Annotated in this window: 16 protein-coding genes; 9 read left to right on the top strand and 7 right to left on the bottom strand. The window is 54.9% G+C overall.

What is annotated here, in order from left to right; genetic code table 11:
- Positions 1–82 precede the first annotated feature (82 nt).
- The 4 genes from ACIGCM_RS17110 to ACIGCM_RS17095 are packed head-to-tail and all read right to left on the bottom strand — an operon-like array spanning position 83 to position 3,583.
- On the bottom strand, positions 83–1,372 hold the full coding sequence (locus ACIGCM_RS17110; RefSeq protein ID WP_397503261.1) for an NAD(P)/FAD-dependent oxidoreductase: 1,290 nt from the start codon (positions 1,370–1,372) through the stop codon (positions 83–85).
- On the bottom strand, positions 1,369–2,109 hold the full coding sequence (locus ACIGCM_RS17105) for an amino acid ABC transporter ATP-binding protein (RefSeq protein ID WP_397503260.1): 741 nt from the start codon (positions 2,107–2,109) through the stop codon (positions 1,369–1,371). Before ACIGCM_RS17105 ends, ACIGCM_RS17110 begins: the two co-directional genes overlap by 4 nt.
- Complete coding sequence (locus ACIGCM_RS17100) at positions 2,106–2,762, bottom strand: amino acid ABC transporter permease (protein WP_397503259.1); 657 nt, start codon at positions 2,760–2,762, stop codon at positions 2,106–2,108. Before ACIGCM_RS17100 ends, ACIGCM_RS17105 begins: the two co-directional genes overlap by 4 nt.
- Positions 2,763–2,821: 59 nt before the next feature.
- Positions 2,822–3,583, bottom strand: coding sequence for an ABC transporter substrate-binding protein (locus tag ACIGCM_RS17095; protein WP_397503258.1), 762 nt, complete (start codon positions 3,581–3,583; stop codon positions 2,822–2,824).
- 158 nt (positions 3,584–3,741) lie between these two features.
- Between ACIGCM_RS17095 and ACIGCM_RS17090 the strand changes: the two genes are divergently transcribed.
- Positions 3,742–4,518, top strand: coding sequence for an IclR family transcriptional regulator (locus ACIGCM_RS17090; RefSeq protein ID WP_397503257.1), 777 nt, complete (start codon positions 3,742–3,744; stop codon positions 4,516–4,518).
- A 30-nt stretch (positions 4,519–4,548) separates the two neighbouring features.
- Here the strand turns inward: ACIGCM_RS17090 and hexR are convergent, their stop codons facing one another.
- Positions 4,549–5,418, bottom strand: coding sequence for a transcriptional regulator HexR (gene hexR, locus ACIGCM_RS17085; protein WP_397503256.1), 870 nt, complete (start codon positions 5,416–5,418; stop codon positions 4,549–4,551).
- 136 nt (positions 5,419–5,554) lie between these two features.
- Here hexR and zwf point away from each other — a divergent pair, with 136 nt between their 5' ends.
- The gene (zwf, locus tag ACIGCM_RS17080) at positions 5,555–7,045 is read left to right on the top strand and encodes a glucose-6-phosphate dehydrogenase (RefSeq protein ID WP_397503255.1); all 1,491 of its coding nucleotides are present in this window, start codon (positions 5,555–5,557) and stop codon (positions 7,043–7,045) included.
- Here the strand turns inward: zwf and ACIGCM_RS17075 are convergent.
- On the bottom strand, positions 7,037–7,711 hold the full coding sequence (locus ACIGCM_RS17075) for a hypothetical protein (RefSeq protein ID WP_397503254.1): 675 nt from the start codon (positions 7,709–7,711) through the stop codon (positions 7,037–7,039). The two genes, zwf and ACIGCM_RS17075, sit on opposite strands and share 9 nt — an antisense overlap.
- Before the next feature lie 294 nt (positions 7,712–8,005).
- Between ACIGCM_RS17075 and uvrD the strand changes: the two genes are divergently transcribed.
- From uvrD to ACIGCM_RS17040, 7 genes are all read left to right on the top strand, one after another.
- Positions 8,006–10,195 carry a DNA helicase II gene (gene uvrD, locus ACIGCM_RS17070; protein WP_397503253.1) on the top strand — a complete coding sequence of 730 codons (2,190 nt, stop codon included), beginning with the start codon at positions 8,006–8,008 and terminating at the stop codon, positions 10,193–10,195.
- A gap of 28 nt (positions 10,196–10,223) precedes the next feature.
- Complete coding sequence (locus ACIGCM_RS17065) at positions 10,224–11,318, top strand: TRAP transporter substrate-binding protein (RefSeq protein ID WP_397503252.1); 1,095 nt, start codon at positions 10,224–10,226, stop codon at positions 11,316–11,318.
- Positions 11,319–11,559: 241 nt separating this feature from the next.
- Positions 11,560–12,405 (top strand): Tim44 domain-containing protein, encoded by an 846-nt coding sequence (locus ACIGCM_RS17060; protein ID WP_397503251.1) that lies wholly within the window; start codon positions 11,560–11,562, stop codon positions 12,403–12,405.
- A 281-nt stretch (positions 12,406–12,686) separates the two neighbouring features.
- The gene (locus ACIGCM_RS17055) at positions 12,687–13,094 is read left to right on the top strand and encodes an SMI1/KNR4 family protein (protein WP_397503250.1); all 408 of its coding nucleotides are present in this window, start codon (positions 12,687–12,689) and stop codon (positions 13,092–13,094) included.
- Between the two features lie 280 nt (positions 13,095–13,374).
- The gene (locus ACIGCM_RS17050) at positions 13,375–14,133 is read left to right on the top strand and encodes an SDR family NAD(P)-dependent oxidoreductase (protein ID WP_397503249.1); all 759 of its coding nucleotides are present in this window, start codon (positions 13,375–13,377) and stop codon (positions 14,131–14,133) included.
- Positions 14,134–14,260: 127 nt separating this feature from the next.
- Positions 14,261–14,743 (top strand): acyl-CoA thioesterase, encoded by a 483-nt coding sequence (locus tag ACIGCM_RS17045; protein ID WP_397503331.1) that lies wholly within the window; start codon positions 14,261–14,263, stop codon positions 14,741–14,743.
- 78 nt (positions 14,744–14,821) lie between these two features.
- Positions 14,822–15,232 (top strand): DUF3301 domain-containing protein, encoded by a 411-nt coding sequence (locus ACIGCM_RS17040; RefSeq protein WP_397503248.1) that lies wholly within the window; start codon positions 14,822–14,824, stop codon positions 15,230–15,232.
- 12 nt (positions 15,233–15,244) lie between these two features.
- On the opposite strand, the gene ACIGCM_RS17035 is transcribed toward ACIGCM_RS17040, so the two are convergent.
- Entirely contained in the window at positions 15,245–16,129 is an 885-nt protein-coding gene (locus tag ACIGCM_RS17035) for an alpha/beta fold hydrolase (RefSeq protein WP_397503247.1), read from the bottom strand.
- Positions 16,130–16,187 lie beyond the last annotated feature (58 nt).

Raw genomic sequence — 16,187 nt, 5'->3', positions numbered from 1 at the left:
TGACTGCAAAACAGTGAAGCTGCGGTGAATCGCGATCAGCCGCAGCAAAATACTGCTATCCACTCACGCGGGCGGTAAGACCCTAGAGCAAAGCATCTAACAGCCTGTACCAAGCGATGCCAGCCCCAAGATAGAGCCGCTGCAACCCATGCAATGGAATTTGTCGAACCGCACTGACAGGAAACGGGAACTCCTCGTCATGACCGGCCAGCCTGCGTGCTAACCGCCGACCAAGAGCCGTCGACAAAGCAACACCACGGCCGTTGTAACCGAGCAAGCAAGAGATCCCAGGTGCCGGCTCATGCAAGTGAGGGAGAAAATCCTGAGTCAGCGCCACCCGGCCGCTCCAGCGATATTCGATGGGGGTGCCAGTGAGCTGCGGGAAAAGCCCTGTCAGCGAGCGCTCCAAATGCTCCCAATCAGCCTGTCTGGAGGGTTCTGAAAATGGCCCGCGCCCACCCAATAGCAAACGGCCGTGGGCATCTTGCTTGAAATACAGCAACAATCGTCGAGCATCCGAACAGACCTCGCCGCCGGGAAGAATACTTTCACGCAATGACGGCGACAGAGGTTTTGTGGCAAGAATAAAGCTGTTGGCAGCGATCAGTGTCTGGCGTAGTCCCGGCAACAATTCATCACTGTAGCCATTGGTCGCCAACAGCACCCGATCGGCGCTAACGCTTGCACCCTGCGCAGTGCTTAATAGCCAGCGGCCCTCCTGACGGCTCAAACCAGTGACACGACTGTTGCTGTGAATCCGCGCGCCCTTACTACTGGCAACACGAGCCAAACCGCGGGCATAACTCAAAGGATGCAAACTACCTGCGCGTGAATCGACCCAGCCGCCCAAATAGTTGCTACTACCAATGCGCTGGGTAACAGCGGCCTGATCAAGCACCTCGACTGGCACACCGCGCTGTCGCCATTGTTCAGCGCGCTGCTCAATCGCTCGTAACGAGGTCACAGATGCCGCGGGCTGAATCCAACCGTTGCGGGTCGCATCACACTCAATGGCATGGCGCTTAATCAGGTCGAAAACCTCATCTGCAGCGCCTCCAGCTGCCTCGATCAACGCCTCCCCACGCGCACTACCAAACTTCGCCAGCAATTGCTCAGGATCGTATTTCAAACCCGGAATCACCTGACCGCCGTTACGCCCGGAAGCGCCCCAGCCAGGCTCGCCAGCATCCAACACACAAACATCAACTCCGGCCTCAGCTAAGTGTAAGGCAGTCACCAAACCGGTATAACCGGCCCCCACCACCACTACATCTGCACGGCAATCAGCAACCAAGGCTTCTGTCTCAATGGCCGGCGTAGCAGTCGCCGCCCACAGTGAATTGGGTAGATGCATTGATTGAGGTGCGTTCATATCGACGCCTCATGACTCAACATCCGTCGCAGGAAGTCCTGCGTACGCGCATGCTGCGGTGTACTCAGCACCTCACCAGCCGGCCCTTCCTCGACGATCACTCCGCTATGCAGAAAACACACCTTGTCCGCCACATCCCGGGCAAACCCCATCTCATGGGTGACCACCACCATGGTCATACCTTCATCGGCTAACCGACGCATCACCGCAAGCACCTCACCAACCAACTCTGGGTCAAGCGCCGAAGTTGGCTCATCAAACAAAATCGCTTGGGGCTTCATCGCCAACGCACGTGCTATCGCCACCCGTTGCTGCTGGCCTCCGGAGAGTTCATCGGGGTAAGCATCCATACGATGTGACAAGCCGACCTTTTCCAGCAATGCCTTAGCATCTTCACGGGCTTGCTTGGGGTTTTCCTTCTTCACGTAAATCGGCCCTTCCATGACGTTTTCCAAGGCCGTGCGATGAGGGAACAAATTGAAGCGCTGAAACACCATCGCGACTTGAGTGCGGACCTCGTGGATACGCTTACTATCTCGATCGACCTTCTCGCCACTGACTAACACATCGCCTTGGTCATAACTTTCCAGGCCATTGATACAGCGTAGTAACGTTGACTTGCCAGAGCCTGACGGCCCGATTAGGCACACCACTTCTCCACTGTCGACATTCAGATCAATACCTTCAAGTACCTTCATATTGCCGAAGCTTTTGTGCAGATTCTTAATCTCGATCATTTGGATTTCCTCAGGCCCATTCGCGCTTCCAACCGACGCAACCCGTAAGACAACGGCAAGCTCATGACCAGATAGAGCAGAGCCACTAAGGTATATACCGTCATATTTTCGAAGGTAGACGAGGCAATCAGCTGCCCGGCGCGGGTCATCTCAGCCACCGTAATGGTGGAAACCAGTGAAGAATCCTTGAGCATCATCACCAGGGTGTTGCCATAAGGTGGCAGCGCAATACGGAATGCCTGCGGTAGCACTACACGGCGCATAACCATCGCACTGCGCATACCAATGGATTCAGCCGCTTCGATCTGACCTTGATGAATGGCCTGAATACCGGCGCGGAAGTTTTCCGCCTGATAGGCCGAATACGCGATCCCTAAGCCGATGACACCCGCTTGAAAAGCCGTCAACTGAATACCAAATTCTGGCAAGACGAAATAGATGTAAAACAGCTGAACGATGATAGGCAGCCCGCGGATGATGCTGACCAGCCCAATGGCAAACAATGCAATAGGGCGGACTTTCGAGACCATCATCAACGCCAGCACCAAACCAAGCACCGAACTGAGCAGGAATGAGCCTGCTGTGACCTGAATAGTGACCACCGCCCCTTTCAACAGAATAGGGAGGAAGTCCAGAGCATTCTGGAGGAACATAAGACGACCCGTGGGTTAGGAGATGGAGCAGCCCGCCGTATCCAGCGGGCTAGAGGTGGTCAGTTGAGTTTCCACTTCTCAATGATGCGCTCGAGCGAGCCATCCGCTTTGATTGCCGCGATGCCCTTGTTAACCCGGCTCAGCATTTCGCTATCGCCTTTGCGCACAACGAGGCAAACATCGCCCATGATTACCGGCTGATAATCGCGCACCAGACGCACTTGGTCATGACCACCCTGAGCCAGTTGGTATGCCAAGATTGGGTGATCAGCAAAGCCAGCCTTGATCCGACCCAAGGTTAGATCGCGCATTAAGTCGGCAATCGAGTCGTAACCACGCACTTCTTTGAAGATCCCACGCTTATTCAGCTCATCAAAGAACACCGTACCCACTTGAGCACCCACCACTTGATCGGCAAGATCATCCATTTTGGTATAGGCAGTTTTGTCGTCGGCCTTAACAATTAACCCTTCGCCATAGCTAAATACCGGGTCGGAAAACTGCACCACTTTCTCACGCACAGGGGTGCGCAGCATGGCAGCGGAAATCACATCGATTTTTTTGGATGTCAGGGAAGGAATTAGTGCGGAAAAGGTAGTTTGCTGGATACCCACTTCAAAACCACCTGCATCTGCCACTGCCTCCACGGCATCGACCATCATGCCTTGAATACTTTGACTCTTAACATCGAGAAACGTGAAAGGTACGCCGGTAGCGGTTGCCCCGACCACGTAGTGAGGTGCTGTGGCGGCGTGGGTGGAACCAACAAAACCGCTGAACATTGCGCATAAAAGCACGAGTGAACGCAAACGTGTGTACATGGTTTATCTCCAATTGGACGCTGTTATTGTCGTAAGTCCTGGATGGATTGCCTCGAAGTCGGCAGGAGGCACAAACCGAATATAAACAATTTACAAGAATCGTAAAGAGATTTATAAATATCGACTATCGATATTAAGAACAATCACGAAGGACACCCATGAGCGAAGACAACAGCACTCTGTTCAATCAGTCACTGGAAAAAGGCTTGGCGGTTTTACGCGCATTTGACGCTCATCGTCGCACCATGAACCTCGCGGAGGTCGCGCTTGCCGCTGGTATTAACAAGAGCTCAGCCCAGCGTATGATCTACACCCTGGAGCAGCTTGGTTATGTCTGTAAGCACCCACTGACTCGACGCTTCCAGCTGACTCCACGGGTAATGGAGATTGGTTATAACTATCTGGCCGCCGACACGTTGGTGGATGTAGCCAACCCCTTTCTTGCCGAGTTGGCACAGGTGACAGGTGAAACCACAAACCTGACCGAGCCAGATGGCCTAGAAATGGTCTATGTGGCTCGATTCGTTGCGCCTAAATTTATTCCCATCCACATGCCCATCGGAAGCCGTATTCCGATGTATTGCACCGGCTCTGGCCGAGCCTATTTAAGCGCTTTGGCCGATGCCCAAGTTGAAGAGTTGCTCGCAGCCAGCAACCTCAAGCGACACACCCAGCACACCCTTACCTCAACTGATGAAATTCGGGCGCGCATTGAGGTTACCCGTCGCCAGGGTTATGCAGTCAACAAGGAAGAATTATTTCTCGGCGACATGACCATCGCTGCCCCCATCCTCGGCAGCCAAGGCCTGCCGGTTGCAGCTGTGCACGTGGTGGCTCCTACCAGCCGCTGGACCCTGGAAGAGGCCGAACGCAAGTTCGCACCAGCAGTCATTGAATGTGCTCGGGCAATTCGCACCTCCATCCGCACCCTATGATCAAGTGCAATGCCTAAGCAAAGGCCGAACTTAGATGTCTTCTGAAGGACGCACTGACTTCGGCGACAAACGCAGGCTGCGCAAACTGCGCTTGACGCTTTTCAAGTGATTGACCAGACCCGGACCACGGGCCATGGCAACGCCCATGGCGAGCACATCAATGACCACGAGGTGAGCGATTCGAGAGGTCAGCGGCGTGTAGATTTCAGTGTCTTCTTGGACATCGACCGCTAAGTTGACACTGGCCAGATCAGCCAGAGGCGTCTGGCTCGGACACAGGGTAATCAGCGTAGCACCGGCCTCACGCACCAGGTTGGCCGTAACGAGCAGATCCTTGGAGCGCCCTGACTGAGAAATACAGATGGCTACGTCATTAGGCTTAAGCGTTACTGCTGACATCGCTTGCATATGCGGGTCAGAGTAGGCCGCCGCGGTCAGCAACAGACGGAAAAACTTGTGCTGGGCATCTGCAGCCACTGCACCCGATGCGCCAAAACCGTAGAACTCAACACGCTGCGCATTAGCACAGGCAGCGATCGCCTTCTGTAGCGCTTGGGGGTCAAGATTTTCCCGCACTTCCATCAAGGTGTGCAGGGTGGTGTCGAAAATCTTCAGGCTGAAATCGGATACCGAGTCATCTTCGTGGATTGCAAACTGCCCAAAACTGGCACCGGCAGCGAGACTTTGCGCGAGTTTGAGCTTGAGATCTTGAAATCCGGTACAGCCAATCGCTCGACAAAACCGCACGATGGTCGGCTCACTGATACCAACACTGTGCGCCAGCTCTGCCATCGAACTGTGCATCACAGAAGCAGGATCAAGTAACACGTGATCAGCCACTTTGAGCTCAGATTTACGGAGCAAGTGGCGCGATTGAGTGATGTGCTGCAACAAATTCACAAGATTAGACTCGGTATTTAACAGGCATATGAATCGTCAGCGGCCAAACCCGGGTTAATCTACAAAAACAGGCAGGGTTAAGGCCAAACGACACGGTGATGTAAACATAGGTGTAGTGACTTTGTAGTTATACTACATGAGTGCATACATCGCACGGTTTAACCGAGCTGGAGTTGCGATTTTGAGTATTGCTTGTGACATCCTGGTTTTTGGCGGCAGCGGTGATTTGGCCCTGCACAAACTGCTTCCGGCGCTCTATCACCTGCATCGCGACAAGCGCTTGCATGCCGATACGCGAATCATTGCCTTGGCCCGCAGCAAACGTAGCAGCGATGATTACAAAGCGCTTGCCGAGCGTAACTGCCGCGCAAAAATTGCCAAAGCAGACTTCGATACCCAGTGCTGGCAAGACTTTAGCGCCCGCCTTGACTACTTCGCCATGGATGCTGCGCAAAGTGCTGATTTTGCTCGCCTGGCGCAGTATCTGGGCAATACCGAAAAGCGCGTGCGCGTTTACTACTTGGCCACCGCACCGGATTTGTTCGCCGGCATCGCCGCACACCTGAAAACAGCCCGTTTAGCCAATGCTCATTCGCGCATCGTGCTGGAAAAACCTATCGGCCACTCGCTGCAGTCCGCACAGGCGATTAATGCGACATTAAGCAATGTGTTTGATGAATCGCAGGTGTTTCGCATTGACCACTACCTTGGCAAAGAAACTGTGCAAAACCTCATGGCGCTGCGCTTTGCCAATATGCTGTTCGAGCCGCTCTGGCGTGCCGCGCACATCGACCATGTGCAAATTAGCGTCTGTGAAACACTCGGCATTGAGAATCGGGGCAGCTACTACGAGCAAGCTGGCGCGATGCGCGACATGGTGCAAAACCATTTGCTGCAGTTGCTCTGCCTGGTTGCCATGGAGCCTCCCGTGCGCTTCGATGCAGAATCAGTGCGCAATGAAAAAGTCAAAGTGCTTGAAGCGCTAAGGCCAATTACCGATCAGGACGTACGCGATAAAACGGTGCGTGGGCAATACACGGCGGGCCAAATCGGCAACCAGCAAGTGCCTGCCTATTATTTCGAGAAAAATGTCGATAACGACAGCGATACCGAAACCTTGGTTGCCATTGAAGCCCAGGTTGAAAACTGGCGCTGGGCCGGGGTGCCGTTTTATCTGCGCACCGGCAAGCGTTTGGCGCAAAAAACCTCACAAATCCTGATCCAATTCAAACAAGTGCCACACGCGTTGTTTGGTGAGGGTGATGCCAACCAACTGCTGATTCGCCTGCAGCCAGAAGAGCGCATCAGCTTGCACCTGATGGCTAAAAACCCAGGCAAAGGCATGAAGCTGGAGCCGGTTGCGCTGGATCTGAATCTGGCCACTGCATTCAACCATCAGCGCCGCTGGGACGCTTATGAGCGCTTGCTACTTGATGTGATTGATGGGGACTCAACATTGTTTATGCGCCGCGATGAAGTCGAGGCTGCATGGCGCTGGGTAGATCCGATCATTAAAGGCTGGCAGCAGCATTACCAACGCCCACGGCCATATCCAGCCGGCAGCAACGGCCCTGAGCAGCTGCAACAATTGCTGGAGCGCCACGGCAGGCAGTGGGACTCAGCGTGATCGTGCCGCTATAACCTCCAACAATTTTGGAGGCAGATAGCGGCTCAAATGGTTGTCGCTCAGTGGCAATAACTGCGGCAGCAACTGCATCAACGCGGCAGGGAGCAAGTTTGCGCAGACGTCTGCCTGACGCTGCATTGACAGCATCCCAATGACCCGCGCCACAGCCTCCATCCGCTGGCCTTTCGCCGCCTCCTCGACCAGGCGTGATAAGTAATCTGTCGAGCACCCACGCAAGCCTTGCCCTGCAATTGGCAGGTTTTCCATATGCTCCAGAATCGACACCACATAGGCTTCGCTATTGAGTGAAAAAAACAATACTTTCAATTGCGCAGCAGAGAGAAAGTTGGCGAAATCAGCCGCGGTCGAAAATGCAGAAATGCTACACAGCTCCTGAGTCAGCTCTATGTGGAACGCCTCCGGCAAGCTCATGTAATCATTCCGGATGGCCTGGGGCTGGAGGTACCTGACCACCTGGGCAATCAACGGCATGGGCATGGTCTGGGCAAGGCGGGTAAATTGTTCAGCGGATAATTGAGTGATCACCTGCGCAGCTTGCTTGGGGCGAATTCGCCCAAGTACTGCCCGCTTAAATGGCAGCGGAACTCTGCCTTTAAACACCATCAAGAGACGAACAGCTAAGTTGATCGGCGCAGATCTAGGCATGGCAATCTTCCTTAAAAGCCACTCAATAAGTACGTTAGCTAGGGCGACGGACCAACACACTGGCTAGATAAACCCAATGCGCCCATCCGCCTCGACAATTAACACCACAGCTATACACCGCCTGTAACCGACCAATCGATAGCAAACAGCAGATGGCTTCGGGCTTCACTCAACGTCGAAGGCTGGCTTCAATCAACCTGTTTCCAGCGCGTTTTTTGGCCAATCGTGTAAAACCTGAAGTAATTGCTTAAACAGTGGTTTGCCCTACGTGCGCCAGGCCCCTAGAATGCTGCGATGCATGATGATCTCTCGCTTCTCCTCAACTCTTTAAATGATGCCCAACGCCAAGCCGTAGCGGCCAGCCTTGGCCGTCAATTGGTCCTGGCCGGGGCTGGCTCCGGCAAAACACGCGTGTTGGTGCACCGTATCGCTTGGTTGATCCAAGTGGAAAACGCCTCACCCCACAGCATTTTGTCAGTGACCTTTACCAACAAGGCCGCTGCTGAAATGCGTGCGCGTATCGAACAGATGCTCGGCGCTAACCCAGCCGGCATGTGGGTCGGCACCTTCCACGGTCTGGCACACAGGCTATTGCGTGCCCATTGGCAAGAAGCCGGCCTGAGCGAGAACTTCCAGATTCTCGATTCCGATGACCAGCAACGCCTGGTCAAACGGGTTATTCGCGAATTGGGTTTGGATGAGCAACGCTGGCCGCCCCGCCAAGCGCAGTGGTTTATCAACGGTCAGAAAGACGAAGGGCTGCGCCCACAGCATATTCAGCCAGGCGGCGACCTGTTTCTGGCGACCATGCTGAAAATATACGAAGCCTATGAAGCGGCTTGCGCGCGCGCCGGGGTCATCGATTTCTCCGAACTGTTGCTGCGTGCGCTGGATCTATGGCGCGACAAGCCGGGCCTGCTGGAACATTACCAGCGTCGCTTTCGGCATATCTTGGTCGACGAATTCCAAGACACCAACGCCGTTCAGTATGCATGGCTGCGCATCCTGGCCAAAGGCGGCGACAGCTTCATGGTCGTCGGCGATGACGACCAGTCGATTTATGGCTGGCGCGGTGCCAAGATCGAGAATATCCAGCAGTTCTCCAGCGATTTTGCTGATGCTGAAATGATCCGCCTTGAGCAGAATTACCGCTCCACGGCCGGTATCCTCAAAGCGGCCAATGCCTTGATCGCCAATAACCAAGGCCGCCTCGGTAAAGAACTGTGGACAGAAGACGCTGACGGCGAGCCAATCAGCCTATACGCCGCCTTCAACGAGCACGACGAAGCGCGCTATGTGGTCGAGTCAATCGAAGACGCCCTGCGCAAAGAAGGCCTCAAACGTAGCGAAATCGCCATTTTGTATCGCTCCAACGCCCAATCGCGTGTGCTTGAAGAGGCGCTGCTGCGCGAGAAAATCCCATACCGGATCTATGGCGGCCAACGCTTCTTCGAACGTGCTGAAATCAAGAACGCCATGGCCTACATGCGCATGCTCGATGGCCGTGGCAATGATGCGGCGCTGGAAAGGATCATCAACGTTCCAGCTCGCGGCATCGGCGAGAAGACCGTCGAAACCATTCGCGAGTTTGCCCGCACCAATGATGTGGCAATGTGGGAAGCCATTCAGCTGATGGTTGCGGGCAAACTGCTGCCCGGGCGGGCATCTGGTGCGCTGGCCGGGTTTATCGAGCTGATCGAAAACCTCGCGGCTAAAGTACAGGAAATGCCACTGCATTTAATGGCCCAGACAGTGATTGAGCAAAGCGGTTTGATTGCCTATCACCAAGCTGAAAAAGGCGAAAAAGCTCAAGCCCGGATCGAAAACCTTGAGGAACTGGTCAGCGCCGCGCGCACCTTCGAAAACGACGAAGATGACGAGCAAACTCCCCTGCAGGCATTCCTCGGCCACGCCTCGCTCGAAGCCGGGGATACCCAAGCGGCCGAGCATGAAGACAGCATCCAACTAATGACCCTGCACAGCGCCAAAGGCCTTGAGTTCCCGCAGGTGTTTTTAGTCGGCGTCGAAGAGGGCTTGTTCCCGCACAAAATGAGCCTCGAAGAGCCCGGGCGTCTTGAAGAAGAGCGCCGCCTGGCCTACGTCGGTATCACCCGCGCGATGCAGAAGCTGGTGATCAGCTATGCCGAAACGCGACGCCTATACGGCAGTGAAACCTACAACAAAGTCTCGCGCTTCGTTCGCGAGATTCCGCCTGCATTGATTCAGGAAGTACGCTTGTCCAACAGTGTCAGCCGCCCCTACGGCAGTAGCACTCAAGGCACGAGCAGCAGCTCAATGTTCGCGGGCAGTGAAATCCCGCAAACTGCATTCAGCCTCGGCCAGCGCGTGCGTCATGCACTGTTCGGCGAAGGCACCATCCTCAACTTCGAGGGTTCTGGCGCGCAGGCACGAGTGCAGGTGAATTTTGAAGATGAAGGCAGTAAGTGGCTGATGCTTAGCTACGCAAAATTAGACGCGTTATAAAAATAACCGTACACAGAGGAAACAATTGATGAATCGCCGCAACTTGCTCGGCGCTGCCGTCGCCTTATTTGCCGCCATGGGTTTGGCTGGCTGCAAAGAAGAAACCAAGGCCACTGCCGCAGAAACCAGCGCAACCGCACAGAGCTTCCACTGGAAGATGGTCACCGCCTGGCCAAAGAACTATCCAGGTCTGGGTACTGCTGCAGAGCGTCTGGCTGAACGGGTTTCGACCATGAGTAACGGCCGCCTGACCATCAAGGTTTACGCAGCAGGCGAGTTGGTTCCAGCCCTTGAAGTGTTTGATGCGGTCTCGCGCGGTACGGCTGAACTCGGTCATGGCGCAGCGTATTACTGGAAAGGCAAAGTACCGGCTGCACAATTCTTCACCGCCGTGCCCTTTGGCTTATCGGCCAGTGAAATGAATGCCTGGCTGAGCAAAGGCGACGGTCAAAAGCTCTGGGACGAAGCCTACGCCCCATACGGTGTTAAGCCCATGGTTGTGGGCAATACCGGCATGCAAATGGGCGGCTGGTACAACAAAGAAATCAATTCTCTGGACGACCTCAAAGGCCTTAAAATTCGTATGCCGGGCCTCGGCGGCGAAGTCCTCAGCCGCTTGGGCGCGACTACGGTGAACCTACCGGGTGGCGAAGTGTTCACCGCGCTGGAAACGGGTGCGATTGACGCGACCGACTGGGTCAGCCCCTATAACGATCTGGCATTCGGCCTGAACAAGTCAGCCAAGTACTATTACTTCCCAGGCTGGCAGGAACCACAAGCCGTGCTGGAGTTGCTGGCCAACCAGAAAGCCCTGGACAGCTTGCCAGAGGACCTGCGCGCGATCCTCACCGAAGCTACGTTGGCGGCGAATCAAGACATGATGGACGACTACGTTTATCACAACGCCACCGCATTGGTTGAACTGAAAAAACAAGGCGTACAACTCAAGCGCTTTCCCGATGAAGTACTCAACGCCATGAAGCAGGAATCCGGCAAAGTGCTGGACGAACTGGCCGGGCAAAGCGAGCTGAACACCCGCATCTGGAACTCGATGAAGGCCTTCCAGGAGCAAGTAACCCCCATGCACGAAGTGTCTGAAAAAGAGCTGTACGACTGGCGGTGATTGTTAGCCACCCTGCTCTCTTGATCTTATGACTAAAGAGCAGGGTTAAACCCAGTGCATGGCGGACAGGAAAGTCGCCCCCCTACATCCGAAGGGTGCGGCAACGCGAAGCTTGTCCCCCATGGCCGTACCGTCAGGCAGAAAAAAGCCGAAACACAGTCTCGCTAGCCATCGTGCACCCGCTGGCGCAGTATCCCGCGCATAGCTTAATGACTTGTTTATCACCAAGAGACACGCCCTAATGCAACGTTTTCTTAGCCTCGCCATGGTGCTGTGCATGGCCATGACTTTCAGCTTACACGCCGACGCCAAACGTTTTGGCGGTGGCAAATCGTTCGGTTCAGCGCCGAGCCATCAAACCCGTCAGGCTGCGCCACAGTCCCAGCCTAATGCCGGTGCAGCGGCTGCTGGGCGTCCTGGCGCGGCCGCAAGCGGTGCGTCTCGCTGGCTTGGCCCGTTGGCGGGTTTGGCGGCGGGCGGTTTGTTAGCCTCAATGTTTATGGGTGACGGCTTTCAGGGCATGCAGATCTTTGATTTTCTGATCATCGGCCTGATCGCCTTTATGATTTTCCGGTTTCTCGCTGCACGTCGTCAGGCAGCTCAGCCGCATACGGCAAATGGTGCACCAATGCAGCGTGAAACAGCGCAGGCCCAGCCTCCTGTAGCGTCGATCTTCGGCAACAAAGCCGCAGCCAGCCAACCGGCGATGAATGCACCTGCGTGGTTCAATGAACAGAGCTTTATTGCCGCTGGCCGCGAACACTTTATGAGCCTGCAACAACATTGGGATGCCAATGAAATGGCGCAGATCAGCGAGTTTGTGACCCCGCAGCTGCTTGAGTTTCTCAAGCGTGAGCGTGCTGAGATCGGTGATGCCTTCCAAGCCACCTACATTGACGATCTGAACGTACAGCTTGATGGCGTCGATGATCAGAGCGACAAAACCATCGCCACCCTGACATTCAGCGGTATCGCCAAAACTTCACGCTTCGATCAAGGTGAAGCCTTTAGCGAAAGCTGGCGTCTTGAGCGCACCACAGGTGATAACCAACCGTGGATTGTGGCGGGCATTCGTCAGAACGCATAACCCGCATTAGTTGCTCCAGCCCATTGAAGCGTTGCTGATGTAATGACCTTCAATGGGCGACAGCCCTCTCGGCAGCACGACTCTAGCCATCCAGCATGCTGAGTCGCGGCAAGCGACTCCGCTCTGACTTCAAGATTCACGCCTCTTGGCTAAATTGCCCGGGCAACTGGGCTGTTTGCTTGCGCTTGGCTACTGTATAAAGCGCGCATAAGGCGAAATTGCTAGTGCGATCCTCGCACAGCAACTTCACTGCTCGTTACCTACCGTCCAGGAGCCCGCCTGTGGAAGAAGTTATTGATCAACTACGCGAACTCAACGAACCGGTTCCAGTACCGCTGGAGCTGCCGGAAGAAGAGGTGTTAGTCGAAATCCAGGAGCAAATCCTGATTCACTTGCCCTTTGAGCTACGCGAGTTCCTGCTCAAAGTCAGCGATGTGGTGTATGGCCGTCTTGAACCGGTTACTGCAACTGACCCGCAATCCCACACCTACCTGCCTGAGGTTGCCTCTGTCGCCTGGTCCCTTGGTGTGCCTCGTGAGCTTGTACCGATCTGCGAAGATCGCGGCGATTACTATTGTGTAGAAGAAGATGGCACAGTAGTTCTTTGGGAACAGGACACTGAAGAGCTCAGCGAAGAAAACTGGGAGTCGGTTTGGCACTGGGTTCGCGATGTCTGGCTGGAAAGCTAATTGAGCTGAATCTGTGTGTGCAGGCGCAATAACGCGCCTGCTGTGATTGACACCAAAGCCTTTACACACCGATTATGTGTGAAATAACGAACGACACGTTCTAAATAGCGCTCACCGTAGAATAAATCCTCGGCAGGCTGAACAAGCGAGCAGACTAAAGCGTCTCAACTCACAGCCCTGCTGCATTATCGCTCGGCAAGCCGCTAGCGTACTTACAGCGCACAACTACGCTTAATGGAAGACTAATCAACACCTGCAAATCACCACTGGAGTTAGCCTTATGAGCACACCTGTCGTACTTATCACTGGCGCCGCTGGCGGACTCGGCCGGGCCATCGCCAAGCGCTTTTCACAAAGCCATTGGCGCGTGACAGCCACTGATGTCGACAAAAGTGGTTTGCATTCACTGAATACACTTGTGCCACTGGATTACAGTGCTACCGCAGACCTGCGTAGCGCGAAAAACTGCCATGAGCTGATCGCTGCCGTGCTTGCCAGTGCCGGCCGGATTGATGCGGTGATCAACGCCGCCGGTGTCTGGCGTGAAGGCCCGGTTGAAAAGTTTAGCGAAGACGATTTCGACCTAGTGTTGGGCGTTAATCTCAAGGCCGCTTTCTACATGGGCCAGGCCGCAACGCCGTATTTGAAAGAGAGCCGTGGTTGCATCGTCAATATTGCCAGCGATGCTGGCCGCCAAGCCTACCGTGGCTCAGCTGCCTACTGCGCGAGCAAGGCGGGACTGGTGATGCTAAGCAAGACCATGGCGCTTGAGCTCGCTGAGTTTGGCGTACGGGTCAATGTGGTGTCGCCCGGCGACATTGCCACCCCCATGCTCGACTATCAAGCAGAGCGCTACGGCAACGGTAACCCAAAGGCTTACAAGCGCGAATTACTGAGCCAATACCCTCAGGGGCGAGAAGCACGCTTCTTGCGTCCGGAAGAAGTCGCCGAAATGGTCTGGTTTCTCTGCCAGCCGGGAGCTGAAGCCATTACGGGCGCCGACATGGCCATCGACTTTGGCATCTCTGCCGGTAAGTGATGACGACCGCGTGCGTGTGTCTGCTCCTAGTCGTAGGTATTGCGCGTGCGCGGATACCTACTGACTATTGATTCAATCCTGCAATATGCTTGAATCACTTCCCTTTACCGATACGGACACTCAGCCAATGGTTCCCGGAAACGCACAATTGTCGATGACAGTGCTGATGACCCCTGACATGGCGAACTTCTCTGGAAAAGTTCACGGCGGAACGCTACTTAAATACCTTGATGAAGTGGCCTATGCCTGTGCCAGCCGTTACGCAGGTTGCTATGTGGTGACGCTATCGGTGGATCAAGTGACCTTCCGCGAGCCGATTCATGTCGGTGAACTGGTGACCTTCCTTGCCTCAGTCAACTTCACCGGCACCACCTCAATGGAAGTGGGTATCAAGGTGGTGACGGAGAATATTCGCGAACGCTCAGTCCGCCATACCAACAGTTGTTTTTTCACCATGGTTGCCGTCGACGACCATGGCCGCTCGATGAAAGTCCCGCCACGCCAACCTGAAACCACAGAAGAACAGCGCCGCTTTACCAAAGGCCAGCAACGCCGTGCAATCCGTCAGGAGTTGGAGCATCGCTACAAGCAACTTAATGAGCAAGGTTAACCACCGCGACAGACAACACCATGCCCGGCTGGCAAGATATAAGCCTGTAGACCTTGCACTGCGCAACTGGAGCTGACCATGCTGACCCTTGGCAATATATTCGTGCTGATGCTACTCGCCACTGCTGGCGCATGGCTTTGGCATGCCCATGGGTTACGTGAACGCACGCTGATATTGGTCAAACAGTACTGTGAAAAAGCGGATATCGAACTGCTTGATGAAAACGTCGCGTTTCGCAAAATCACCCTGCTAAGAGATGGCAAAGGGCGCAAACGTATTGCCCGCATTTATGGCTTTGAGTTCACCGTCACCGGCGAGCAACGGCATGCCGGTCAAGTCACCATGTTTGGCGCAAGCCTTGGCGGTATTGAACTCGCACCCCATCCGTTTCGCGAGCCTCAAACAGAACAGCCCCAGGTTGTGCGCCAACCGCCACAGGTGATTGAGCTCGATCAATGGCGCCGTGAGCACCGCCCACCCCCGCAATAACGCCAGGCGCGATCAGCCACCAGCAGCGAGCAAGAACTGGCTGACGCGCTCGGCACTGGCTTGCGGATACTCCTGCATAAAGCAGTGACCGCCCTCTACAACTCGCCCATGCACATGCGCGTTGCTGGCACATAAACGTGCCACCGACTTTGCCACAAATGGATAACTGCTGTGACCGTAAAGAACCTCGGTCGGAGTCTGTATTTTTGCCAGTGAAGACCATAAGCGCCGTGGATAAGAGCTGAAAATATCAGCCTCGCGACTCGGTCGGCATTTGAGCTCGACGCCATCATCGGTGTCTTTGAGTGCATGCGCGATATAAGCGTCTAATGACTGAGCGGTCCATCCTCGAAACATGCCTCTGCCTTGCAACAAGCCCTGTGCAGTGGCGCGGTCAGGCCAGACCTTGCGGCGCTTAACAGCTTTTGCAGCCATGCCGGTGCGACGACTCAGGCCAACGACATCCGACAGCGCCATGACCCCAATCATCGACGCCGAAAACAGCACCGGATCGAGCAATACAGCGCGTTTGAACAGTTGCGGGTATTGCGCCAGGATCAGGCTGGTCAGAACACCTCCAAAGCTGTGGCCCACGGCATAAAGTTGCGCATCAGCAAAGTGTTCGCGTCCGACACTATTCCATGCTTCGACCGCCAGTTCAGCGTTGCGATTCCAACCGTGGAAACGACCGCCGTGATCACTTTCACCGTGGCCCTGAGCGTCACACAACCACAGGTCGAAGTCCTCAGCCAGATACCCCAGCAGCGGTTCATACACACGGCCGCAATAACCATTGCCGTGAAGGAAATGCAGCACTGGCTTACCTGAAGGTTTGGTGTGCCAGCCACGCGTGGTAAAACTGCAAGAGTTTGCGTGGGACCAAGGTAACAACTGCATCGGCTACTGCCTCACTGATTCAAGCCTGCAGTTTAGCGACTCACCTCGGCCGGGTGAA

It is taken from the genome of Pseudomonas sp. NPDC078700, from assembly GCF_044542375.1.
Taxonomy (GTDB): domain Bacteria; phylum Pseudomonadota; class Gammaproteobacteria; order Pseudomonadales; family Pseudomonadaceae; genus Aquipseudomonas.
The sequence above is the reverse complement of the archived record's forward strand: the minus strand, read 5'-3'. Positions and strand labels throughout refer to the sequence as shown.